This window comes from Pseudobacillus sp. 179-B 2D1 NHS (assembly GCF_045370945.1).
Lineage (GTDB): Bacteria > Bacillota > Bacilli > Bacillales > Domibacillaceae > Pseudobacillus.
The window spans coordinates 1-22,526 of record NZ_JBIQDP010000043.1 but is presented as its reverse complement, the minus strand read 5'-3'; the positions used below and the strand labels follow the sequence as shown (position 1 = coordinate 22,526).

Annotated in this window: 21 protein-coding genes, 8 tRNA genes and 1 riboswitch; of the genes, 8 read left to right on the top strand and 21 right to left on the bottom strand. The window is 40.1% G+C overall.

The genetic code is table 11. The features are described from left to right. Positions 1 to 431, top strand: a 431-nt coding sequence (locus ACH0BF_RS24020; RefSeq protein WP_406910418.1) for a DDE-type integrase/transposase/recombinase, incomplete at its 5' end; no start/stop codon positions are given. Between the two features lie 292 nt (positions 432 to 723). Here the strand turns inward: ACH0BF_RS24020 and ACH0BF_RS24015 are convergent. The 8 genes from ACH0BF_RS24015 to ACH0BF_RS23980 form a co-directional block, all read right to left on the bottom strand. After that, positions 724 to 1,332, bottom strand: coding sequence for a hypothetical protein (locus ACH0BF_RS24015; protein WP_120032258.1), 609 nt, complete (start codon positions 1,330 to 1,332; stop codon positions 724 to 726). Positions 1,333 to 1,597: 265 nt separating this feature from the next. Then, the gene (locus tag ACH0BF_RS24010) at positions 1,598 to 1,768 is read right to left on the bottom strand and encodes a hypothetical protein (protein WP_182916963.1); all 171 of its coding nucleotides are present in this window, start codon (positions 1,766 to 1,768) and stop codon (positions 1,598 to 1,600) included. A gap of 149 nt (positions 1,769 to 1,917) precedes the next feature. Then, on the bottom strand, positions 1,918 to 2,220 hold the full coding sequence (locus ACH0BF_RS24005; RefSeq protein ID WP_120032262.1) for a hypothetical protein: 303 nt from the start codon (positions 2,218 to 2,220) through the stop codon (positions 1,918 to 1,920). A gap of 57 nt (positions 2,221 to 2,277) precedes the next feature. Beyond that, a riboswitch (cyclic di-GMP riboswitch) is annotated at positions 2,278 to 2,362 on the bottom strand. A gap of 61 nt (positions 2,363 to 2,423) precedes the next feature. Further along, positions 2,424 to 2,879, bottom strand: a complete 456-nt coding sequence (locus ACH0BF_RS24000; RefSeq protein WP_340853625.1) for an SRPBCC family protein — start codon at positions 2,877 to 2,879, stop codon at positions 2,424 to 2,426. A 751-nt stretch (positions 2,880 to 3,630) separates the two neighbouring features. Beyond that, positions 3,631 to 5,070 (bottom strand): amino acid permease, encoded by a 1,440-nt coding sequence (locus ACH0BF_RS23995; protein WP_120032266.1) that lies wholly within the window; start codon positions 5,068 to 5,070, stop codon positions 3,631 to 3,633. Positions 5,071 to 5,272: 202 nt separating this feature from the next. Next, positions 5,273 to 6,175, bottom strand: a complete 903-nt coding sequence (rocF, locus tag ACH0BF_RS23990; protein WP_120032268.1) for an arginase — start codon at positions 6,173 to 6,175, stop codon at positions 5,273 to 5,275. A gap of 976 nt (positions 6,176 to 7,151) precedes the next feature. Beyond that, positions 7,152 to 8,627 carry an alanine/glycine:cation symporter family protein gene (locus ACH0BF_RS23985; RefSeq protein WP_120032270.1) on the bottom strand — a complete coding sequence of 492 codons (1,476 nt, stop codon included), beginning with the start codon at positions 8,625 to 8,627 and terminating at the stop codon, positions 7,152 to 7,154. Positions 8,628 to 9,382: 755 nt separating this feature from the next. Then, positions 9,383 to 9,589: a general stress protein B gene (locus tag ACH0BF_RS23980; protein ID WP_120032273.1), complete on the bottom strand. Its 207-nt coding sequence runs from the start codon at positions 9,587 to 9,589 to the stop codon at positions 9,383 to 9,385. A 356-nt stretch (positions 9,590 to 9,945) separates the two neighbouring features. On the opposite strand from ACH0BF_RS23980, the gene ACH0BF_RS23975 reads away from it, so the two are divergent. From ACH0BF_RS23975 to ACH0BF_RS23945, 7 genes are all read left to right on the top strand, one after another. Then, positions 9,946 to 10,980, top strand: coding sequence for an ABC transporter permease (locus ACH0BF_RS23975; RefSeq protein ID WP_406910417.1), 1,035 nt, complete (start codon positions 9,946 to 9,948; stop codon positions 10,978 to 10,980). A gap of 1 nt (position 10,981) precedes the next feature. Next, the gene (locus ACH0BF_RS23970; RefSeq protein ID WP_340853620.1) at positions 10,982 to 11,656 is read left to right on the top strand and encodes an ABC transporter ATP-binding protein; all 675 of its coding nucleotides are present in this window, start codon (positions 10,982 to 10,984) and stop codon (positions 11,654 to 11,656) included. 210 nt (positions 11,657 to 11,866) lie between these two features. After that, positions 11,867 to 12,547: a response regulator transcription factor gene (locus tag ACH0BF_RS23965; RefSeq protein ID WP_120032277.1), complete on the top strand. Its 681-nt coding sequence runs from the start codon at positions 11,867 to 11,869 to the stop codon at positions 12,545 to 12,547. Then, the gene (locus ACH0BF_RS23960) at positions 12,544 to 13,923 is read left to right on the top strand and encodes a HAMP domain-containing sensor histidine kinase (protein WP_340853617.1); all 1,380 of its coding nucleotides are present in this window, start codon (positions 12,544 to 12,546) and stop codon (positions 13,921 to 13,923) included. The genes ACH0BF_RS23965 and ACH0BF_RS23960 overlap by 4 nt, the downstream gene beginning before the upstream one ends. A 353-nt stretch (positions 13,924 to 14,276) precedes the next feature. Beyond that, positions 14,277 to 14,840 carry a tyrosine-type recombinase/integrase gene (locus ACH0BF_RS23955; protein ID WP_120032282.1) on the top strand — a complete coding sequence of 188 codons (564 nt, stop codon included), beginning with the start codon at positions 14,277 to 14,279 and terminating at the stop codon, positions 14,838 to 14,840. Positions 14,841 to 14,886: 46 nt separating this feature from the next. Then, positions 14,887 to 15,381 carry a cation:proton antiporter regulatory subunit gene (locus ACH0BF_RS23950; RefSeq protein ID WP_340853615.1) on the top strand — a complete coding sequence of 165 codons (495 nt, stop codon included), beginning with the start codon at positions 14,887 to 14,889 and terminating at the stop codon, positions 15,379 to 15,381. A gap of 9 nt (positions 15,382 to 15,390) precedes the next feature. Continuing rightward, on the top strand, positions 15,391 to 16,617 hold the full coding sequence (locus ACH0BF_RS23945; protein ID WP_120032286.1) for a cation:proton antiporter: 1,227 nt from the start codon (positions 15,391 to 15,393) through the stop codon (positions 16,615 to 16,617). Positions 16,618 to 16,924: 307 nt separating this feature from the next. On the opposite strand, the gene ACH0BF_RS23940 is transcribed toward ACH0BF_RS23945, so the two are convergent. The 13 genes from ACH0BF_RS23940 to ACH0BF_RS23880 form a co-directional block, all read right to left on the bottom strand. After that, entirely contained in the window at positions 16,925 to 17,998 is a 1,074-nt protein-coding gene (locus tag ACH0BF_RS23940) for a sulfate/molybdate ABC transporter ATP-binding protein (RefSeq protein ID WP_340853614.1), read from the bottom strand. 15 nt (positions 17,999 to 18,013) lie between these two features. After that, entirely contained in the window at positions 18,014 to 18,877 is an 864-nt protein-coding gene (cysW, locus tag ACH0BF_RS23935; protein ID WP_340853613.1) for a sulfate ABC transporter permease subunit CysW, read from the bottom strand. 12 nt (positions 18,878 to 18,889) lie between these two features. Continuing rightward, complete coding sequence (gene cysT / locus ACH0BF_RS23930) at positions 18,890 to 19,726, bottom strand: sulfate ABC transporter permease subunit CysT (protein WP_120032292.1); 837 nt, start codon at positions 19,724 to 19,726, stop codon at positions 18,890 to 18,892. A 68-nt stretch (positions 19,727 to 19,794) separates the two neighbouring features. Next, on the bottom strand, positions 19,795 to 20,850 hold the full coding sequence (locus ACH0BF_RS23925) for a sulfate ABC transporter substrate-binding protein (RefSeq protein WP_340853612.1): 1,056 nt from the start codon (positions 20,848 to 20,850) through the stop codon (positions 19,795 to 19,797). A gap of 85 nt (positions 20,851 to 20,935) precedes the next feature. After that, positions 20,936 to 21,145 carry a YezD family protein gene (locus ACH0BF_RS23920; RefSeq protein ID WP_120032296.1) on the bottom strand — a complete coding sequence of 70 codons (210 nt, stop codon included), beginning with the start codon at positions 21,143 to 21,145 and terminating at the stop codon, positions 20,936 to 20,938. 531 nt (positions 21,146 to 21,676) lie between these two features. Beyond that, a tRNA-Ser gene (locus ACH0BF_RS23915) sits at positions 21,677 to 21,764 on the bottom strand. 14 nt (positions 21,765 to 21,778) lie between these two features. Then, positions 21,779 to 21,850 (bottom strand) — tRNA-Asn (locus tag ACH0BF_RS23910). 6 nt (positions 21,851 to 21,856) lie between these two features. Continuing rightward, positions 21,857 to 21,930 (bottom strand) — tRNA-Ile (locus ACH0BF_RS23905). An 11-nt stretch (positions 21,931 to 21,941) separates the two neighbouring features. Continuing rightward, positions 21,942 to 22,015, bottom strand: a tRNA-Gly gene (locus tag ACH0BF_RS23900). A 12-nt stretch (positions 22,016 to 22,027) separates the two neighbouring features. Continuing rightward, positions 22,028 to 22,099, bottom strand: a tRNA-Gln gene (locus ACH0BF_RS23895). Between the two features lie 16 nt (positions 22,100 to 22,115). After that, positions 22,116 to 22,191: transfer RNA gene (locus tag ACH0BF_RS23890), tRNA-His, on the bottom strand. Between the two features lie 9 nt (positions 22,192 to 22,200). Further along, positions 22,201 to 22,285: transfer RNA gene (locus tag ACH0BF_RS23885), tRNA-Tyr, on the bottom strand. A gap of 38 nt (positions 22,286 to 22,323) precedes the next feature. Next, positions 22,324 to 22,399, bottom strand: a tRNA-Phe gene (locus ACH0BF_RS23880). Positions 22,400 to 22,526 lie beyond the last annotated feature (127 nt).

Here is a 22,526-nt window from a genome sequence, read left to right as displayed (position 1 = left end):
AGAAACAGCTGTATCTTTCAAGTATTCAGGATTTATTTAACGGCGAAATCATTGCCTATTCTTTAGGAAGCTGCCAGAATATAGATTTTGTGCTACATACGCTGGCCCAGCTGCCACCCCTCCCAGAGGGATGCATTCTGCACAGCGATCAGGGATCTGTGTACACATCTTATGCTTATCAGCAGGCAGTCAAAGAAAAAGGCATTACCATGAGTATGTCCCGGAAAGGGACACCCTCTGATAATGCCTCCATCGAATCGTTTCATTCCTCGCTAAAGTCTGAAACGTTCTATCTCGACGAGTTGACAAGCACTACGACGGCTATCGTAGAGCAAACTGTCGAAAGCTATATTCACTATTATAACCATATCCGTATTCAAGCGAAACTAAACAACCAGCCACCGGTCAAATATCGGCAGCTGGCTGCTTAAAGGTGTTTTGATCCCTGTCTCAAAAATAGGGGTCAGTCCCATTCACAGCTGGGGCTTTTTATAGCGTTGATATAACGCCTTGTACGTATGCAGGTAAAATGACTGGTTTTGCTTGGCTTCTTGATAAGCATGAGCAAAGAATCTACCCCCTCTCTTCCACTTATTATGAAAGGGTCGGTCCATTTTTCATGCTGGTTCATGGACAAAAGGTTTTTATTCACAAAATAACAGTCCCGCTTGCTAAAAGCAGCGGGACCATTCCTACCTTCATAAAAATGGGGCACTTTAAAAATCAGCGCTGAAGAGATGAATTCATCTGTTGGTTCTGTTGATTTTGCTGGTATTGTTGAGAACTCAATTGCTTCAATTGTTGCTGAGACTGATCAATTTGTTGAGTCATTTGGTTTAGAATGCTAAACGATTGCAACGTTTGTCCCACGCTCCCTAGCATTTGTGCAGCTTGTTGAACTGTTTGCTGAAGCTGCTGGAACGTCTCTTGTTGCTGACTTTGAGCTTGTCTTCTAAATTGCTGCATCTGTTGGAGCAATTGGGATGCTTGCTCGTTTTGCATAGTAGCAGGCTGGTCGATAGAACCTAATTGTTGTTGAGAACTTTGGAGTTGGTTCAAGGCAGTGGCCATAGAATCTAATTGGCTTCTTAAAGGCGCCAATTCTTCTCCAATCTCTTCTTCAAATTTTCTTTCCGCTACTCTTTCAGCTACTTGTTCAGTTACCTCTTCAGATGTTTTTTTAGCCATTATAAAGTCCCCCTTTGTTAAATTCGGCACATTTTCCATCACCAAGTCATCCGTCCTGTTATCTGCTCGTCCCTTTTTTTCTGTAGAAACAAAATGAATAACAGCAAGAATAACCAAGCCGACGATTAATAGCGTAAGAATCAAATGTACTACCTCCTGGGCTGGCGACTATGTGCTGCTTTTGAAACACAATGATATTATGGACTTTGCAACCGACTCTTATTAATACCAATGATTCCTTTGGAAGTCATTAAATAGAGAGATCATTTACTTTTTTTAACACATGCATTCCACTACTCCCCACTCTTATATGAACCGATTCCTTTTCCACTAACTTTATCATGAGAAAAAGCCTTGCTCACTAAGAGCAAAGCTTTTATTGTTTATATGAGAGGAAGCATATGCCTATTTATCCTTCTTGTTGCTCTATTGTTGCAATGGCAATGGAAAGCCCTTCAACCACTCCTTTAATGTAGGACTCTTTATTAATGTTGTCCTTCTTTAAGGCTATTTCAATCTGTTTGTTCTCATACAAATCCTTTGCATTTTGCAACATTTTGATGACTTCGTTTTTATCCATTGACAATCCTCCTATCTTACCCATGTTGTTCATTTCTACTAGCAGTCTAATCGAGTACAAATTAACCCTCGAAGGCAGCCACCTTCTGTAACTTATTTACCCACCAAGCAAGCTGTTTAATCCTCCATCGGGAAAAAATAAGAAATGAGTTAAACATTTAAAAATTCGTCTAATCTTTCCTCTGCCGATTCATTATTTGCAGGCAACTCCGTTAAAATATTTAGCATCAAATTCTTTTCAGCCATCTTCTTTAATGCGTCAAATACATTCGGCTTATAATTTTTTAGCAGCGTCATAATTTCAGCAGCCGGCAATGGCACTTTAGATCGAATCTTTAAGAAAGACCACAAATAAGCGACAAAATCGTGAGCGGCATCGGTGTTATCCGGATGTTTTTTTAGTAAATCATAAAATCGTTGAATGCTTTTTCTTAATTCTTCATTTTCTTCCATCAATTTCGGTCCCTACCTTTTATTTGCGTAATCACCCAAATGAGGAAGTCTTTCTCATTTGGCAGCCCGGCTATCATTGTCTGTAAACTTTAGACCCGTGGCTTTGCGTCCTTATTTTTCAATAAGTTTGCCTTTTCATCAGAAACAATTTAATCATACAATAAACAAGGGGATGATGAAAAACATAACCCTTGCTCTTTATATTAGGTAACACGTTCAGCCATTTTTTTCAATTCCTTTGCACGTAAAATAATAAATGCAGTCATGTATTTTTCTAAAAATAACTTATCAGCTATAACGCCCAGTATACCAAGTGGAGACTTATATTGAAACGTATCTATCATTAATGTGCCATCCGCTTTTTCAACAAATTGATGTATATGCTTAAAAGAGTGAAAAGCTCCATGTACCATTTCATCTATGAATTTATTCGGCTTCTCCATAAATGTCACCTGGGATGTCAGCCTTTGCTTAATACCAAAGTGAACGGCTTCCCAAATAACAATATCTCCTTCCTCCAACATTCCTTCGGTTACGCCCCCAACCGCTTTTTCGTTTGTCTGATGTGTCGTTTGTGTATGTACCTTTACATTCCTCGCCAGATCAAAACATACTTCAATCGGTGCTTGAATAAATTGTTCATGTATAATAACAGGCATTTTCCTTCTCCTTTTGAGGCCTGGCTTATGGTTACCCCTTTTGACAGTGGCCTATGGTCATGGCAGAAAGGTTTTCTCCCTATGGCCTAACAATGTGAAACCTCGTATCTCCAAAGCCACATTAGTCAATTCTCAGCTGTCCACTTTTCCCGGTCATAAAAGACTAAATCGAAATGGAATACTGTCTTTAAGCTACTGACATGCTGCAATATAAACAAACGTTCATCCCCAAACAAAAGCGACATGAGTTTCAATCTCTTTTAGTTTAGACGCCAGCATGTCGCCAATCAATAGAATTAAACTCTCGAAAAGACATTCCTGTACCATTCAATAAAGTTGCACAAAGTAATTCTTGATCTATCCCCTTTGTCTATTCTTGATAAATTTCGTTGATCATTAAATATGGTACGTTTCTCCATTTCATCCTTATATAAAGGATAACCTGGCTTATTGTTAGACTTACCTGATCGTTGTCCCCATGTACTTATTTTGCAAACTAATTTTGAATCTGCGAATAAAGAGGATGGAAGAAAACAGAATAACTACTTTACAACAATAAGCTGCTAAATAGAGGCAAAAAAGCAGTTGAAAGAGCCCTCTCTTTAACTGCTTTTCTGGGAGCACCAGCCCCTGCTTCAATGATCATTAGTTAATAAAATAAAAAGCTGTTCCATAAGCCGGATTTCCGTCTTATAGAACAGCTTTTTCATTTAAATAAACAAGCTGGCCTACTAAAAAAGCTCTTTTCTTTTTACTTAAGAATCATTTTCTTATCTAGTGTTAGCTGTACCTCTTGTTCATTTGTATTGAAAATTTGTTTTTTCTTCATTTTGAAGTGATAAACCACGTAACAACCAATAAAGAAGGCTCCGCCGCAATAAAGCGCCATGCGCTGCGCAGGATCAAATGCCAAGCTAATCATGACGATACAGTTGGCAGTCAAAGCAATGATCGGCAGTACCGGATAAAGAGGAATTTTAAACTTTAAGTCTTCCACTTTGCCGCCCTGGCGGATATACGCTCTTCTGAATGCAAGCTGGGAAGCTGTAATAGCGATCCAGCCAATTTGCGCTCCTAAGCCTGCAAGGGAAAGCAGCCAAACAAATACAGTCTTTGCCGCTACTACACTTGAAAGCAAAGATAAACCGGCTATTGCAAGTGTGATGAGCAAGGCATTCATCGGTACCCCTCTCTTATTTACCCTTCCTAACGCTGGGCTTGCCATCTTCTCTCCGGAAAGAGAGTATAGCATGCGTGTCGCAGCATAAAGACCAGAGTTAGCAACCGATAGAAGAGCGGTAAGAATAACGAAATTCATTATATCCGCTGCATAAGGAATCCCGATGCTGTCAAATATAACGACGAATGGGCTTTCAATGACTCCCGCCTTTTCCATAGGAATCATGCCTGCAAGTACAAAGACAGATAGCACGAAGAAGAAAAGTGTTCTCCAAACTGTTTGTCGAATGGATTTAGGAATGGTTTTCTCAGGATTTTCACTTTCCCCGGCAGCGATCCCAATTAGTTCGGTACCCTGGAAGGAGAAATTCACGGTAATCATTGTTATTAGCAAGGCGGATATCCCATTAGGGAAAAGCCCCTCGGCATAAAAGCGCGAAAGAAATGGTGCCTCTTCTCCACCTTTCATATCAATTAAACCAAACATGGCAGCTCCGCCAACTATGAGAAACACAATAATGGCTATCACTTTAATACTTGAGAACAAAAATTCTGCTTCAGCAAACGCTCTTGTTGACAGGGCATTCAATAAAAAGAGAAGAGCAGCGAATATAGCACACCACATCCAAACTGGTGAATCAGGGAACCATCTCAACATGAGCTGGCCTGCCGACAAAAATTCTAACGCAACAGTCACTGCCCAGCCAAACCAGTAAAGCCATCCAATAGAGAAACCAGTCGCGGGGCCAATAAATCTCGTAGTATAGGTTTGAAATGAACCTGAGACCGGCATGGCAACAGACAATTCCCCGAGGCAAAGCATGGTTAAATACATGATGAACCCGCCCACTAGATAAGAGAGAATCGCACCGGTCGGTCCAGCTTCATGAATAGTATAACCTGATCCAAGGAAAAACCCTGTACCAATACATCCTCCCAGAGAAATCATAAATAAGTGCCTTGCTTTCATGCTTCTTTTTAATTCATGTGTTTGGTTTTCTCCTGACTTCATTCAAACTCTCCTTTAGCTTGTTATTTTGAAAACGATTTCGTTTTTGTATAGGAGTTATTCCATTGATTATTACGATTTTGCGGGCCCTTTATCTTTTTTGATAAACTGCCCGCAGAAAAATCTATGATTCTTGCTACATAAAAGATTGACTAGCTTTATAGAAGCTCATGGCTTTCTTGGTTGTTAAGCTGCTTTATTTAAATTACAGCAATGTATCTCCCAATAAGGAACTTATCAATGCAACAGCCGCTGCAGCCGTTTTGTTGTGCTCATCCAGGATTGGGTTGATTTCTACAAACTCTGCTGAAGTTACTATGTTAGCCTCTGATAACATTTCCATGGCTAAATGGCTTTCGCGGTAACTAATCCCTCCAGCTACAGGTGTCCCCACTCCAGGTGCATCCTCTGGATCAAGCCCGTCCAAATCAAGCGATAAGTGCACGCCATCCGTGCGTTCTTTTAAATAAGCGATCGTTTCTTCCATCACGGCAGTCATGCCTAAACGGTCGATTTCATGCATTGTAAACACTTTAATGCCTGTTTCCTTGATCAGTTCTCTTTCTCCCGGATCTAAAGAGCGAGCTCCGATAATAACCACGTTTTCAGGCTTTACCTTTGGAGAAAAACCGCCAATATTCGTTAGGGAAGGATGTCCCAGTCCCAGACTTACCGCCAAAGACATTCCGTGAATGTTTCCTGATGGAGAAGTTTCTGCGGTATTTAAATCGCCGTGGGCGTCATACCAAATCACCCCCAAATTTTCAGGGCGCTTCGCTACACCTGCCAATGTTCCAATAGCAATACTGTGGTCTCCCCCTAAAACCAACGGAAACCGGTCCATGCCAATTACCTCATCTATTTTTTGTCTCAGTGCCTCATTTCCCTCTGCGACAGCGCTTAAATTTTTTAAGTTATGATCTGTATCAGCTTTCGTTTTTTCTTTAATCTCGACCTTTATGTCTCCTTCGTCGTGGACCATGTAGCCAAGATTTTCAAGTCTTTCGCTTAACCCGGCATAACGGATAGCACTTGGCCCCATATCTACGCCTCTTCTCGTTTGGCCGAGATCCATAGGAACACCGATGATTGAAATTTCTTTTCTCATACTTCATTCTCCCTGTTCAAATTTTCTCACCTAGTGTAAAGGAAAAAAATAAATGACTCAACTCGACATTTTTCTTAATATTTATACGATTGAAATGTTTTTAGAAATTACAGCTATTATTATTTTTAAATATTATTTTTATAGTTAAATATATCTAACATCTCGATTCATTAAACTACAAAGGATTTGAAAAAAGAGGAAAAAATCACTGAAGAAAGCAGGATAAAAATCTCTATATTTTTTTTAAAAAAAGATACCATCCCTCTTTCAATCAGGATTTCTAACTCTATTGAGCACTGTTTCCCCCAAAAAGCCTCCTCTTATCCTTTCGCTATAAATCTGCTGTCCAATTAGCATGCATATAACAATAAAGTGAAATACAAATTTAAAAAATGTTTTTTCAAAAAATAAAATTCATACAAATAAGAAAAGATATTTTACCAAATAAAGGAACGAAACCCTATGAATAATTGTCATAAATAGTCGAATAATTTTATCAACGATTGAAGTTGTCAAAAAAAAAAATTATTACTCATAGAAAAAATTTTAGTTATTCCCTTCTTTCTAAAACAGCTAAACGAAAATTAAACCGTTGTCCTAAAAACTCCCTCTTATAAAAATGGATATTCCATGGTGATTTTCCTTCTGGCTTCTCCCTGTGCTTTGCAAAGAAAGCTGATACATAAATACTTTTCCAATTGCGTAAAAATATAAAGATTGCTGGCCGGATGATCACTGATCAAACTATCGATTTATTTACATGCTAATATTTCCGAAGATTTTCACTTCTGGGAAAGTGAACAATCAGAGGGCCTGGCACCTAAATATTGAAACAACTTTATCTACTGGCATAAGTTCTTTATTTACGGGAAAGTCTTGCTGAATGGGCCCCTTGTGGACACCCCTCAGAATTATAGATGCATAAAAGAAAGAAAAGGAAAAGCAGAGGATGCTTTTCCTTTTCTTAAACAAACTGTTATTCAACTTTTCTCTTAGGCGAGGTCGGCTCTCCTTCTCTTCTGTATTCCTTCTCCCAGTAATCAGCATTTTTAATTCCCAGCGATACAGGGTCAAATATCGGATCTGCAATCCCTTGCTTTCTCTGTCTTTCATAGTCTTTCAAAGTAACTAGCGCTGGTTTAGCAAGTATAATAATAGCAATCATATTCAGCCATACAGTAATCCCTAAGCCGGTGTCTCCCATTGCCCAAGCCAAAGTTGCTTCGTTCGCAGCTCCGTAGAATGATGCTGCGATTACCACAAATTTTAGCACTAGCATCGCCCACTTGTTATCTTTGCCACGCATTAAGTAGGCAATGTTTGTTTCAGCTATATAATAATAAGCCATAATTGTTGTGAAAGCGAAGAAGAACAAAGCGATAGCGACAAATCCTGCACCAAACCCAGGAAACACGCTGTCAATAGCAGCCTGAGTATACCCAGGGCCTACCTCAACTTTTGGTATATTGTCAACAAGACGGGTACCATTCTCAGCTTCAATATTGTACATTCCAGTAAACAGAATCATAAAGGCAGTTGCTGAGCACACAAACAATGTATCAATATAAACAGAAAATGTCTGAACCAATCCCTGTTGTGCCGGATGTGACACCTCGGCAGCTGCCGCTGGATGCGCCCCTGTTCCCTGTCCTGCTTCATTTGAATAAAGTCCGCGTTTTACTCCCCACAAAATTGCCATTCCAATCATTCCGCCAAAAACAGAATCCATGGCAAAAGCGCTTCTAAAAATAAGAGCAATAACTGCTGGAACCTCTGTAATATTCATAGCTATAATGATGAGTGCTAAAATGATATATCCTAAAGCCATAAATGGAACGATAATGGTGGCGGCAGTCGCAATTCTCTTGACTCCCCCAAATATAATAACAGCTAACAAAAGGCCAATAATAATCCCGGTTATATTTTTATCAATCCCAAATGCCGTATCAATTCCTGTCGCAATTGAATTTGACTGAACCCCTGGCATAAGAATGGCAAGAGCAATAAACATCGCAATAGCAAAAGTAACGGCAAACCATTTCCATCCGATCCCCTTTTCAATATAATAAGCTGGACCGCCGCGATATTGCCCATCTTGCTTTACTTTGTAGATTTGTGCCAATGTGGATTCAATATATGCGCTGGAAGCTCCAATGAACGCGATGGCCCACATCCAAAAAACAGCACCTGGCCCCCCGAAAAAAATAGCTGTTGCCACACCGGCAATATTCCCGGTTCCTACCCGACCCGAAAGCGCTATGGATAAAGCTTGGAATGAGGATACCCCGGCTTCAGATTTTTTCCCCTGGAACATAAGTCTTATCATTTCCTTAATCTGTCTTACCTGCACAAAGCGTGTTGAAATCGAGAAAAACAACCCCACTCCGAGTAACGCATAAACAACAGGTGTACTCCATAATAATCCATTAAACCAATTTACAAAGTTCTCCAAACAAATCCCCCCATATATTTTGTGGTGTAAGTCTATATAAACTGAATGATATAGAAAATTTACAGGAAAACGCTTTCATTTCACTCAGTTATATACCGTCCCTTTGCTACCAATGACTCTTTCATAATAAAAGGAGTTTTTCATCCGTTGCTGCTTCTTTCAGCAGGGATCATTCTCCTCTTCATGGCCCTTTCGCTAAGCCTCCTCTATCAAATAGAACTAGAAATTTGCAGATAGGAAGGGCTTAGGCATAACTCATATAGATACAAAGACTTACTTTTATCCAATAAAAAGGAGGCCATATTGACAGATTTTCCCCGTCGTCAATATAGCCCCCTACTTCACTAAATAACTATGAGCTTGTAATTATTTTAATTTCTAGTCATTGCTAAGTGAACCGTTATTTACTCTATAGGCTATTAGCCTTATGTGAGCGTGTCAGCAACTCTCTCGGCCTCGCCTCTCTTATTCATGATAAACCCACAGATTGGTTACAATTAACTTCTTTATTATTTTCTAAAATTTCTAAATTGGCTAATAACTAATTTGATTATAAGTGGCTACCTATTATTTGGTCAACAAATCTTTTATCATTGGTTACAATTTTGTGTAAATTAACAAAGCAGTCTCTTTCCCTCTATTGCTCACTGAAATACATTCAAAAAGCATTATCGCGAGTTTCTGAAATGTGAAACGTACGCTGATAATGCCTTATCCAATCGTTTTTTCAAAAAGCGGGGATCCCTCTCATCAGATTACTCTGTTGGTGCTTCTCCATTTTTGTTCCCGTATTCTTCATTGCTCATATTGCTGCGGGAGTTGTTCTGTTTATCACCCACTTCTTCATTTTTTCCAAGCTCCTGATAAACGCCTTCAGCAAGCTCCCCAGCCGAAGCTGCCCCGCTGCTTTGAGCCTTTTCTTGAGAAGGTACTTTATCGTTATTCCCATGATTGTTAGTCATAAAAATCCCTCCTTGTGAACTTTTCTTTATATGTCTCCATCATTCCCTTTTCTTGATATTTCAAACTAACATTTATCTACTTCAAGTAATCATTGGGGCGATTGATCGTATCGACCATAGCATTGAAATTTTCAAGGGAGATATTGTGCTCTGTTCCCTTTATGAAAATGAGCTAACAAAGAAAGATTCATTGAATTTTCAAGTGCTTGCATTGCGACTTTTTTACTTTTGCAGACTTTATAGCTGAACGCTAAAGACGCTATCCCTATATTCTAAAAATGTAATTTTCTGTTCATCTGCCGTTCACATAAGGCAGATAAACTGGAGTTATTAAATAAAGGATTGGAGGAATGATGATGAACATCGCATGGAAAGAAATTAAAAAAAATAAAGTGCGGTTTACGATTTTAGGTTCCATCATTTTTTTAGTTAGCTTTCTCACATTCATTATTTCTGGATTGGCAAATGGATTATCCCAGGACAATGCTGCCTTAATTAAGGATTTGCCAGACGGCCAATTTTATATGGAAGCAAATGCAGATGCCACCTATAATTTGTCAAAGATAGATAGCGATACCCAGAATAAGGTATTAAATGACTATGATAAGGCTGTGGCCTTCTCGATTCAAATGGGCTTTTTAAATGATAAAAACGGCAAACAACAAAGCGTCGCTTTCGTTGCTTCCACTACTTCAAAGTTATTTACCAACGTCCAAGATGGCGAAGTAGTGCTGGATAGCTCAATGAAAGCTAAGGGAATAAAAGTCGGGGACATTTTAACGAACAACCAATTTAGCGGCAAGTTCGTTGTCAAAGGCTTTGTTAATCAGAAGAAATTCAGCCATGCACCTGTCGCTTTTATTAATATTGAGAACTATAAAGAAATTTACCGGGTGGATGAGATGCAGTTGATGTTTGTACCTGAAGAAGACAAAGCCCCGGCAATAACAGGGTTACGAGCTTTTTCAAAGAAAGAGTTTCTTAATACTATTCCAAGCTACAGTGCAGAGCAAATGTCCCTCAATATGATTGTTTGGTTTTTAGTCGTAATAAGCGGAATGTTGTTCGCTATTTTCTTCTATATGATGAATGTCCAAAAAGTCGGATTATACGGCATTTTAAAAGCGATCGGCGTAAAGACAGGGACGCTGTTTAAGATGATGTGGGCACAAATGATTGTCATTACAGTTGCAGCCCTTATCTTATCTGTTGTGCTCAGTCAAGGTTTTACAATGATTTCCCCTGAAGGCATGCCTTTCAGTTTAACACTTGAAACAACGATGCAATTGTCTGTTGTGTTTCTCATTATTGGATTTATTGGCGCAACACTTTCAGGAATACAAATCAAAAAAATTGAACCGCTACAAGCTATTCAGCAAGGAGAGGTATAATATGGCTATTTTTATGATTGATGAAGTAAAAAAAACATTTATTAACGGCGAAGTAGAGGAAGAAGTATTAAAAGGGGTGAATCTTTCTCTTCAAGAAGGCGAGATTACTGCACTAATAGGCGCTTCAGGATCTGGAAAAAGTACCCTTCTTACGATAGCGGCCGGACTTCAGCCTGCTTCAGATGGCCAGGTATTATTCGAAGGGAAAAATATAAATGCCATGAGTCAAGAGCAAATCAGGAAAATACGGGCGAACAAATTTGGATTCATCTTTCAATTTGCCCATCTGGTTCCCTTTCTTACCGTAGAAGAACAACTCATGCTTATGCTCGATGTTTCAGAAACAGAATTAAAGAAACACGAACAAAAAAGAGAAATTGATAGAGTGTTAAAGCTAGTAGAAATGGAGCATCGGAAGCATGCTTATCCCGCCTCCTTGTCAGGAGGAGAAAAACAACGGGTTGCTATTGCTCGCGCCATTATCCACAAACCTAAAGTTCTCTTTGCGGATGAACCAACGGCAAGCTTAGATTCGAAAAGATCCAAAGACGTCATGCGGTTAATCCAGCGTTTAACTAAAACACTCAATATTACAACCTTGCTCGTAACCCACGATGAAGAGATGCTTTCTTATGCTGACCGCATTATAAAGATGAGCGACGGGCTCATTTCATAAAGAGAAGATAGGACTCTTGCCCTCAAGGTGATATTAAATATTTATTCAGCAGCCTGGACATACTGTGCTGGGCTATTTTTTATAAATGGAATGAACGTTTATTATAAAGGACAACACTAGACAAGAATCCGGATCTTTGTAGTAACTGAAGGCATTGTTGCTTTGACTAATGACTAATAGAACCAAATCGATTTTACAGGAGTAAATATTATGACAAATATTCTAATTGCCGATGACGACATCAATGTTTTAAAGCTGATCGATATTCACTTACGCAAAGAGGGATACAGGGTATTTCAAGCAAAAGATGGAATGGAAGCCCTCCAATTGTTTGATAAAGAAACTTGCGATTTGGCCGTTATAGATGTGATGATGCCTTACATGGACGGCTATGAGTTAACAAAAGAGCTGCGCAAGCAGTACAACATTCCCATCATCCTGTTAACAGCTAAAAATCAAATCGAAGATAAAGAACAAGGATTTGACTCAGGAACAGATGACTATCTCGTCAAGCCTTTTGATCCAAAGGAATTGCTGTTCCGCATAAAAGCATTATTGCGAAGATACAATCCTCAACAAGATGAGCAGCTCATTCGTATCGGACATACAAGCATAAATAAAAAAAGCTATGAAGTTCAAATTGAAGGTCGGACCATACTTTTGCCCTTAAAGGAATTCGAATTATTATTCTTTCTCGCCTCGAATCCACTGCAAGTGTTTTCTCGGGATCAGCTCATCGAAAAAATCTGGGGAGTAGATTATGAAGGGGACGAACGAACAGTGGATGTCCATATAAAAAGGCTTAGAGAACGTTTTTCTAAGCTGGCGGCTGATTTTCAAATCAAAACTGTTCGCGGCGTTGGTTACTTATTGGAGACGAAGCACTCATGAGGTCCCTTTATATGAAATTTGTTGGGGTGACGATTGGAATTATGCTAATCAGCAGCCTCCTTGCTTTTTTCATCTCTAATACGTATTACCAGCAAAAATTAAAGCCCTATAACGATCAAAAAAATACAAAAATTGCTCTTGGCATCGCTACATTTACTGATAAGCACCCCGATATGGATTTGGAAGAGTATCTGCAAAATATTTCCTCCGTCGGGTATCAACTATATCTGGTTGATGATTCCGGTCATGAAACTTATTTTGGTGCTCCTTTCAGAGTCAAAAACCTCTCTACTTTTACCAAAGAGCAGGTACTGCAAGGTAGGACTTATCATGGTATTCTCTATTTCCCCCAGGAAACATTTGTAACAGGATTTTTCGCTAATGAATTAAAGAATACGATCGGCGTCCCGCTGACACATAACAAAAAAAATTATGCCCTGTTTCTCAGACCAGATATTAAGCTCCTATTTAATGAAATGCACCTCCTATTCGGCTGGCTGCTGGCATTTACAATTGCTTTAAGCATTGTCATGGTCCTTTTCAGCACGAAATATTTAGTAAAGCCTATCTCCCATTTGACTTCCGCCACGAAATCACTCTCAAATGGCGATTTTAATGTGGAACTGGACGTTAACCGGCACGACGAACTAGGAGAGCTTTCAAACAGTTTTTTACGGATGGCGAGAAAACTAGAACAGATGGATGACATAAGGAAAGAATTTATTTCAAACATTTCGCATGATATCCAATCTCCCTTATCTAATATACAAGGATATACAAATTTAGTGGACAACGATTCAATAAGCGCGGAGGAACGATCCTCCTACATTTCTGTCATTAACAGTGAAATTCGGAGGCTTTCCACTTTGACTAAACAACTATTGCTGCTCGCCTCATTGGACCGAAATGAAGAGATTGTGAAGAAAAAACCTTTCAATGTTGGCCAACAAATAAAGGAGTTAGTGCAAAGCTATAAATGGAAAATTGGCGAAAAAGACATTATGCTCAGCTACTCCTTGCCAGATATACAGGTCGTTGGCGATCCCTCTTTGCTCAACACGGTTTGGGATAACCTTCTGTCAAATGCCATTAAATATAATAAACCTAACGGTAATATTGATATCTCCATTATACAAAAAGGAACAGCCGCCTTTATAACCTTTGAGGATACAGGAATAGGATTGAACCCTGCAGAATTAGAGAGAATATTTGATCCCTTTTATCGGGCCGACCTCAACCGCTCTCGAACAGTGGAAGGAACGGGACTCGGCCTTTCCATTGTTTCCTCTATTGTCAGGCTTCATAGCGGTCATATCAGTGTCAGCAGCACAAAAAAAGCAGGAACGACTTTTGTCGTTGAACTACCTGTTAGTTAGCATACTGTTTTATCAAGATCATGTATTTCTAGGAAAACCTTTACTGTTTACCTGAACTTAGCAGTGATTGGCAAGCAGCTCTCTAGCCTATAAACAGGTTCAAATGTATGCCACTCTCAAAATAAAACGGAGATCCTGTATGAATCAAATACAGGATCTCTTGCTGTTCGCAAACAGAACACCGAGTTTTTCATCATAATAAAGCAATTCAAAAAAACAATTATCAAACGAGGCAGCTCTAGTGATTGGTCGGCCTCTTTTTGTAGATCCTATAAATAAGAGAGAATATTTGCATGTTACTTAATTATATTTTAAACTAGTATTAAGTAACATGGATTAAGGAGAATAATCATATGGAATATGTAGAGGCTCTAAGGGATATAAAGCAAATTAACTCCATGAAAAAATATTTAAAAAAACATTCGGAACGAGACTATCTGCTCTTCGTCTTCGGCATTAATACCGGCTTGAAAATCACGGAAATATTAGCTATCAAAGTAGAGGATGTAGTAGAAGAAGACCGCCTAAAAGATTTTTTCCTACTTCCTTATAAAGAACTGAAAACGACGAAAGAGATCTATCTCAACCACAAAGTAAAAAAAGCCCTTTTGCACTATATCGAATCAAGCCATCTGAAGAGTGATGATTATTTATTCAAGTCTCCCAAAACTGAAAAGCCGATCACGCGCCAGCAGGCTTATCGCATTATCCATCATGCCGCAGAAGCAGTAGGTATAAAAGGGAAAATCGGCACGAATTCTATGCGTAAAACCTTTGGTTATCATGCTTATAAACGAGGAGTTGCCATTTCTCTTCTCCAGAAGCATTTTAACCATTCCACCCCCTCTGAGACTCTTAAATATCTTGGAATTTCCAAAGATGAGAAAATTAGAACAGAAATCGATGTCAACCTTTAAAACAACCTTAATCCATTGTTCAATCATTTAAAGGAGGAATTCTAAAGTGAATATTAGAGAAAGCGAACTGCCAGGCATTGGCTATAAGTTTGAAATTATTACAAAAAACCAAGATAAGCTAGTCATCGTTATTCATGATGATGGGCGGAGAGAAATTTACCACTTTGACTCAGAAGATCATGATGAGGTCATAAGCAGTGCGACGTTCAGCGATGCAGAAGCAAGACAAATCGCCGGGATTTTAGGTGGAATGGCTTACAATCCTAAAGCCTTGGAAACGGTAGACTTTGCTTTTGATGATTTACTTATTGAATGGTATCAGGTAGAACCAGGGGCTCCGGCTGTTAATAAAACCATTGGTGAGGTTGATATCCGAAGCAATTTCGGCGTGAATGTTATTGCTATTAAAGAGAAAAACACGAAAAAAACCCACAATCCAGGCCCTGACACAGTTATTGAAGCAGGTGACATCCTAATCATCTCAGGAGAAAGAACTCAGTTAAAAGAGCTTATTAAAAATCTACTATCTAACAAGGGGTGAGGAATATAGATGAACGATCTAGTTCTTGAAGTCGGTACTGCACTTGTTCTCGTTTCCATCGTAGCCATTCTTGCAAACAAGCTTAACTTTTCCATTATTCCATTCTTAATTGTTCTTGGTATGGTCGTTGGGCCACATGCTCCAACGATTGGGATTATTGACTTAACCTTTATTGAAAGCAATGAGATTATTCAATTCTTAGGACGCATTGGCGTGTTGTTCCTCCTATTCTATTTGGGCCTGGAATTTTCAGTCGGAAAACTGATGAAATCAGGACGGGATATTGTAGTTGGCGGGAGTATCTATGTGTCTCTTAATTTTGTTTTAGGGCTTCTTTACGGGGTACTCACAGGGATGCCGTGGATCGAATCCCTGATTATTGCCGGACTGCTTAGCGTGTCCTCTAGCGCAATCGTAGCAAAAGTACTCGTTGATTTAAAAAGGACAGCTAATCCGGAAACAGAATTAATTCTTGGAATGATTTTATTTGACGATATTTTCCTGGCTCTATTTCTGACCACCATGTCAGGTGTCTTGCTTGCAGGTTCTACCTCTTTCCTCGGTATTGCCACTTCCGTTCTTATCTCAGTCGGTTATATGTTATTGTTCTTTGTTATTGCGCGAAAAGGCGCACCTCTATTAAATAAATGGTTAAATATAAAATCAGACGAAATTTTCATTATCGTTATATTCGCTTCATTGTTTTTTGTGGCTGGTTTTTCAGAAACTCTTCATGTTGCTGAAGCAATCGGTGCTTTACTGCTAGGGTTAGTCTTTTCCGAAACGGAACATCGTGACCGGATTGAACATCTAGTAGTTCCTTTTAGAGATTTCTTTGGGGCTGTTTTTTTCTTCAGCTTTGGACTGAATATTGACCCCTCTACATTAGCTGGCGCCTTCTGGTTGTCGCTAGGTGCGGCTTTGCTTACCATTGTCGGAAACTTTGTTGCTGGCATGATTGCAGGGAGAAAAGCCGGACTGTCCCACAAAGCTTCCACTAATATCGGTTTAACTATTATGGCACGAGGAGAATTCTCCATCATTGTTGCCAACCTCGGAATTACAGCAGGCTTAAACCCTATTTTAACGCCTTTCACAGCCCTATACGTGCTTATATTGGCTATTTTAGGCCCGCTTATGACGAAAGAGAGCAAAACCATTTACAATTATTTAAATAAGATTTTCAAATGGAAAAAAGAACCGGGAAGAAAGAGAATAAAGATTCCCAATGAGTAAATAACTATTTAACAAACCATACCAACTTTAACTCCTCCAGCTAAAATTAGCCTAGCTTTGCGCTAATTCTTAGTATCTGTATATGAATAAATATATATTTCGAATCTATTTTTCGAATAATTTAAATACGGTTTACCTAATTGGGAAGGCCAAAACAGCGTAGGTCTATTGGTTAAGCTTCTACTAATAACAAGCCCGGCTTAACCGTTAGAACACTTATACATTTGTATTCTTATAAAAAATTCCTCTTTTCTAAGAGGAATTTTTTTAAGGTACCGAATAAACTTGTCATGGCAGAGCTTGATTATTAAATCGAGTAATCCTCCGGAATAAAGACTTTTAATTGATTAGGCCGAACAAAAACCTCTTCCCCGACTTTTAAACCAAGCTCGCCATATTGTTCTTTCGTTAGTTCTGCTTCAAGAAACTGCTCGATCTCTTTGGGTTTTAGTTCAATATGGACAGTCCTGCCGACAATATGAATATGAACAATTTTTGCTTGAACGGCATCCTTCGCTATACTTTCCCGTTCAATCATTACATCATGTGGACGCACATAAGCAACAGCTGGTCGATTTTCCTTATTATCGATGCCTGGCACATCAAGTTCAACTTTGCCATTGAGAAGCTTCCCGTTCTCCAGCCTGCCGTGAAATAAATTAACATTCCCCAAGAAATCATACACAAATGGGCTGTTCGGGTGGTCATATACCTCTTCTGGACTGCCGATCTGCTCGATTTTCCCTTCATTCATTACCACGATGCGATCCGCAACATCAAGTGCCTCTTCCTGATCATGTGTCACAAATATACTCGTAATATGAAAGTCATCATGCAATCGGCGCAACCAACGCCGCAAATCTTTTCTCACCTTCGCATCAAGCGCTCCAAATGGCTCATCAAGCAGCAGCACCTTCGGCTCTACGGCGAGTGCCCTTGCCAAAGCAACACGCTGGCGCTGCCCGCCGGAAAGCTGGGACGGATACCGATCTGCCAATGCATCCAGCTTAACGAGACTAAGAAGCTCCGTTACCTTTTCGTTTATTTCTTTTTTAGACGGCCTCTCTTTTTTAGGACGAACTCTCAATCCGTAAGCAATATTGTCGAATACAGTCATATGCTTAAACAAAGCATAATGCTGGAAAACAAAACCGACTTTCCTCTCTGTTGTACGAATGTGAGTCATATCTTCACCGCCGAATAAAATCATTCCGCTATCCGCTTCTTCAAGACCAGCAATGATACGCAGAAGGGACGTTTTTCCCGACCCCGATGGCCCGAGTAATGCAACCAGCTCCCCTGTTTGGATGCTGAGTGTAATATTACTCAGCGCATTGAATGAGCCGAATGATTTTGATACATCTTTTATGTGAATGCTCATACGATGATCCTCCCATTAACTATGTTGATTGGCTTTCCATTCAATTATATTTTTTAAAATAAGTGTTACGATCGCTAATATGGACATCAACGAGGCAACGGCAAACGCCGCAGAAAATTGATATTCATTGTATAAAATTTCAATATGAAGCGGCATCGTATTTGTTAATCCCCGAATGTGGCCAGATACGACCGACACAGCGCCGAATTCGCCAATAGTTCTCGCGTTACATAAAATAATGCCGTATAATAATCCCCATTTAATATTAGGTAGCGTCACTAGCCAAAATGTTTTCCACCCGCCGGCTCCAAGCGTTAAAGATGCTTCTTCCTCTGCCGCCCCCTGGGACTGCATCAACGGTATCAGTTCGCGCGCAATAAATGGAAGAGTAACAAATAGTGTAGCCATAACAATACCTGGCACCGCAAAAATAATTTTAATATCGTGGGCGAACAAAAAATCGCCGAATAATCCATGTGTGCTGAAAAGAAGGACAAATACGAGCCCGGCAATAACCGGTGACACCGCAAATGGCAAATCAATAATTGTAGTCAGCAAGCTTTTCCCTTTGAAATCAAATTTTGTAATCGCCCAAGCTGCCGCAATTCCGAACAAAGCGTTAACCGGTACGGTTAGCAAGACAACGAGCAATGTAAGCTTAATGGCCCCAAGTGCGTCTGAGTCAGTAATAGATGCCGCATAAAGATGAATCCCTCGTTCAAATGCCTTTATAAAAATGGCCGCAAGCGGCAATAAGAGAAATAAAAATAAAAATACAATAGCGATACCTATGAGCACCATACGGACAAAAAGTGGCTCCTCTGCGGCTTTCTTTGCCGCTTTCCTACTGCCATACGTCAATGGAATATGACCAGCCATTCATATGCCTCCTTAATTATGAGCAAACTTTCTATTCATCCACCATTGCATGCCATTGATTAAAAGCAGCATGATAAATGAAATAATTAACATAACTGCCGCAATAGCCGTTGCTCCCGCATAATCATACTGCTCTAGCTTTGTCATAATGAGAAGTGGCGTGATCTCAGTCTTCATCGGCATATTGCCGGCAATGAAGACGACCGAACCATATTCACCGAGAGCACGAGCCAATGCAAGCGAGAAGCCAGTAAGAGCAGCTGGCAATATCTCTGGGATGATGATTTTCATGAAGGTCTGGCGCCGGTTCGCTCCTAAAATGGCCGACGCTTCTTCTGTCTCTCTATCAAAATTTTGTAGTACCGGCTGCACCATCCGCACGACGAATGGCAATCCAATAAACGTCAAAGCAACCGTAACACCGAGTGGAGTAAATGCCACTTTAAATGATAAAAATTGGCCAATCCAGCCCGTCTTCGCATACAAAGTAGTTAAAGCGATGCCGGCAACAGCAGTTGGAAGCGCAAATGGTAAGTCGACCAACCCATCAATTATGCGCTTGCCCGGGAATGAATAGCGGACGAGCACCCAGGCAATCAACACACCGAATATCATATTAATTCCGGCCGCAAAAAAAGCGGCACCAAAGCTTAATTTATAGGAAGCGATCACCCTCGGTTCAGTTACTGTTGACCAAAAGTCAGACCAGCTCATCGAGGCAGCATTTACAAAGATCATGGAAAGTGGCAAAAGAACCAACAGACTGACATAGAGCATCGTAAAGCCGAGTGACAGCCCAAACCCCGGTAAAATACTATGTTTTTTGAATCTCCACTTCTTTTTTGCCATCTCTTCACCTGCATTTCAAATAATCATAATAACGGCGGAATATGACCGCCGTCTTAGAGATACACTTCCTATTGTTTCGGCTGATAGATTTCATCGAATGTTCCGCCGTCATCAAAATGTTTTTTCTGAGCTGTTTTCCAGCCATCAAAGTCCTTGTCAATCGTTACGAGATTAATCTCTGGGAACTGGTCAGCGTACTTCTCCAATACTTCTTTATCACGCGGACGGTAATAATTTTCCGCTGCAATTTCCTGCCCCTTCTTTGTGTACAAATATTTGAGATAAGCTTCCGCCACCTCTTTCGTGCCTTTTTTCTTCACTACTTTATCTACTACTGCAACTGGAGGTTCTGCTAAAATACTGATTGAAGGAACAACAATTTCAAATTTATCTTTCCCTAATTCATTTAAAGAGAGAAAGGCTTCATTTTCCCAGGCGATTAGTACATCGCCAATTTCTCGTTCTACAAACGTTGTTGTTGCTCCACGTGCACCTGAGTCTAATACTTCCACATTTTTGTAAATGCTACTGACGAATTTTTTTATCTTCTTTTCGTCACCATTGAATTGTTTATCAGCATAGGCCCACGCTGCAAGATAATTCCAACGTGCCCCGCCCGATGTTTTCGGGTTTGGCGTAATGACTGATACTCCTTCTTTCGTTAAGTCCTCCCAATCCTTGATATTTTTCGGATTGCCTTTTCGAACAAGAAACACAATGGTTGAAGTATAAGGTGTTGAGTTATCATCAAGACGTGTCTGCCAATCTTCAGCCGTTAGACCATTCTTAGCTACTTCATCAATATCGCCTGCAAGTGCAAGTGTTACTACATCTGCTTCAAGCCCATCAATAACCGCTCTTGCCTGCTTGCCAGAACCGCCGTGCGACTGCTGAATCGTTACATTTTGACCAGTTTCTTTTTTCCAGTGAGCAACAAACTCTTTATTAAACCCCTCATATAATTCACGAGTTGGATCGTAGGACACATTTAACAGCTCAACCGGCTTCTTTGAAGATGAAGCGCTGTTTTCACTTCCTGCTTTTGAATCACCACAGCCTGCTAAAATCGCTGCCATTGCTGTCATGCTTATTAATAATTTAGATATAACTTTTCTATTTTGCATCTTCTAGAACCTCTCTCCCACTTGTTTGATTTCATATAAAAAAGGCAGACTACTTTTAACAACTAACGGTTAAAAAAGTCTGCCTTCAGTATGTCTGATCGGCTTTTATTGAATGTTTGCTGGTTTTTGTCTTTCTAGTGCTCGATTTTTTTATAGAAAACCGTCGTTTTTCCAGTCGGTCAATTTGCGTAATCTGTGAATCGTGGATAACGATCTCTACTGATCCGTACTCTATTCCTTCCAATGACTGAAGAATGCGTTCAACCCATTGGTTATCAATCTGTTTTTCAGACATTTTTCCTCCCCCTGTTTTGCTCGTTATTCACGGCTCCCCATTCCCAACAAAGATGCTCTTCTACCTGCATTTTCTAAGATAACCGGCCCCTTCAGTTGTCTGATAGGTCCTTAGAATGTATTTACATGAGATTAGAATAACCAAGCATTCTTATAAGTTTTATATGTTTAATGGGATTATAACGCACCTTTTATATAATGTCTATATGTTTTTTACAATAATTTCATTCTTTGAATCTTCCTCACTAAAGATCAAAATATAGACAACTTTCATTCTTCTGCATAGAGAATGCCTCACGCTCATCTATTAATTAGGTCTCAAGCAACTAGTGACTCTCCCCCTCATATGTAGTCTTGCAGAAAATAGAGCGATGATTTTCGAAAAGAAAAAGTATGAAAGAGACATAAAAAAAACAGAAGGTTGTTACAACCTTCTGTTTTTTATCCTTTGAGAAAGAAAACCTCTCATCGGACTGTGCTATCTTATTGAACGAGTAATAGGTTTCATTATTAAAACTTTCTTTATATACGACGGAGAAGGAGGGATTTGAACCCTCGCGCCGCTTACGCGACCTACACCCTTAGCAGGGGCGCCTCTTCAGCCTCTTGAGTACTTCCCCAGAAAAAATAAAAACTCCGCAGGCAAGATTCGAACTTGCGACCGATCGGTTAACAGCCGATTGCTCTACCACTGAGCTACTGCGGAACAAAGTGGGCCTGAATGGACTCGAACCATCGACCTCACGCTTATCAGGCGTGCGCTCTAACCAGCTGAGCTACAGGCCCATTTATGTAAATGGAGCGGGTGATGAGAATCGAACTCACGACATCAGCTTGGAAGGCTGAGGTTTTACCATTAAACTACACCCGCATTAAAAACTGACTGGGCTAGCTGGATTCGAACCAACGAATGACGGAGTCAAAGTCCGTTGCCTTACCGCTTGGCTATAGCCCATTAATAATAATATGTATGGGGCGATCGATGGGAATCGAACCCACGAGTGTCGGAGCCACAATCCGATGCGTTAACCACTTCGCCACGACCGCCATTCTCACTGGTGGAGGGGGACGGATTCGAACCGCCGAACCCGGAGGGAGCGGATTTACAGTCCGCCGCGTTTAGCCACTTCGCTACCCCTCCATCTTAAAATAGAGACAGTTTTTTAGACAATGAAAAAATGGTGGCTCAGGACGGAATCGAACCGCCGACACATGGATTTTCAGTCCATTGCTCTACCGACTGAGCTACTGAGCCACACAAGAATATTATATATCAACAGCAAGACACTCCTTGCTGGAAGAAATATGGCGGTCCGGACGGGACTCGAACCCGCGACCTCCTGCGTGACAGGCAGGCATTCTAACCAACTGAACTACCGGAC

Coding starts and splice junctions, on each gene's coding strand:
- cysT (WP_120032292.1), bottom strand. CDS start 19,726: ATGGCAAAAAAGAAGTGGAGATTCAAAAAACATAGTATTTTACCGGGG.
- ACH0BF_RS24000 (WP_340853625.1), bottom strand. CDS start 2,879: ATGCCTGTTATTATACATGAACAATTTATTCAAGCACCGATTGAAGTA.
- ACH0BF_RS23925 (WP_340853612.1), bottom strand. CDS start 20,850: ATGCAAAATAGAAAAGTTATATCTAAATTATTAATAAGCATGACAGCA.
- ACH0BF_RS23970 (WP_340853620.1), top strand. CDS start 10,982: ATGGCTATTTTTATGATTGATGAAGTAAAAAAAACATTTATTAACGGC.
- cysW (WP_340853613.1), bottom strand. CDS start 18,877: ATGGCTGGTCATATTCCATTGACGTATGGCAGTAGGAAAGCGGCAAAG.
- ACH0BF_RS23920 (WP_120032296.1), bottom strand. CDS start 21,145: ATGTCTGAAAAACAGATTGATAACCAATGGGTTGAACGCATTCTTCAG.
- ACH0BF_RS23960 (WP_340853617.1), top strand. CDS start 12,544: ATGAGGTCCCTTTATATGAAATTTGTTGGGGTGACGATTGGAATTATG.
- ACH0BF_RS23975 (WP_406910417.1), top strand. CDS start 9,946: ATGAACATCGCATGGAAAGAAATTAAAAAAAATAAAGTGCGGTTTACG.
- ACH0BF_RS23995 (WP_120032266.1), bottom strand. CDS start 5,070: ATGAAGTCAGGAGAAAACCAAACACATGAATTAAAAAGAAGCATGAAA.
- ACH0BF_RS23980 (WP_120032273.1), bottom strand. CDS start 9,589: ATGACTAACAATCATGGGAATAACGATAAAGTACCTTCTCAAGAAAAG.
- ACH0BF_RS23955 (WP_120032282.1), top strand. CDS start 14,277: ATGGAATATGTAGAGGCTCTAAGGGATATAAAGCAAATTAACTCCATG.
- ACH0BF_RS24010 (WP_182916963.1), bottom strand. CDS start 1,768: ATGGATAAAAACGAAGTCATCAAAATGTTGCAAAATGCAAAGGATTTG.
- ACH0BF_RS23940 (WP_340853614.1), bottom strand. CDS start 17,998: ATGAGCATTCACATAAAAGATGTATCAAAATCATTCGGCTCATTCAAT.
- ACH0BF_RS23945 (WP_120032286.1), top strand. CDS start 15,391: ATGAACGATCTAGTTCTTGAAGTCGGTACTGCACTTGTTCTCGTTTCC.
- ACH0BF_RS24005 (WP_120032262.1), bottom strand. CDS start 2,220: ATGGAAGAAAATGAAGAATTAAGAAAAAGCATTCAACGATTTTATGAT.
- ACH0BF_RS23965 (WP_120032277.1), top strand. CDS start 11,867: ATGACAAATATTCTAATTGCCGATGACGACATCAATGTTTTAAAGCTG.
- rocF (WP_120032268.1), bottom strand. CDS start 6,175: ATGAGAAAAGAAATTTCAATCATCGGTGTTCCTATGGATCTCGGCCAA.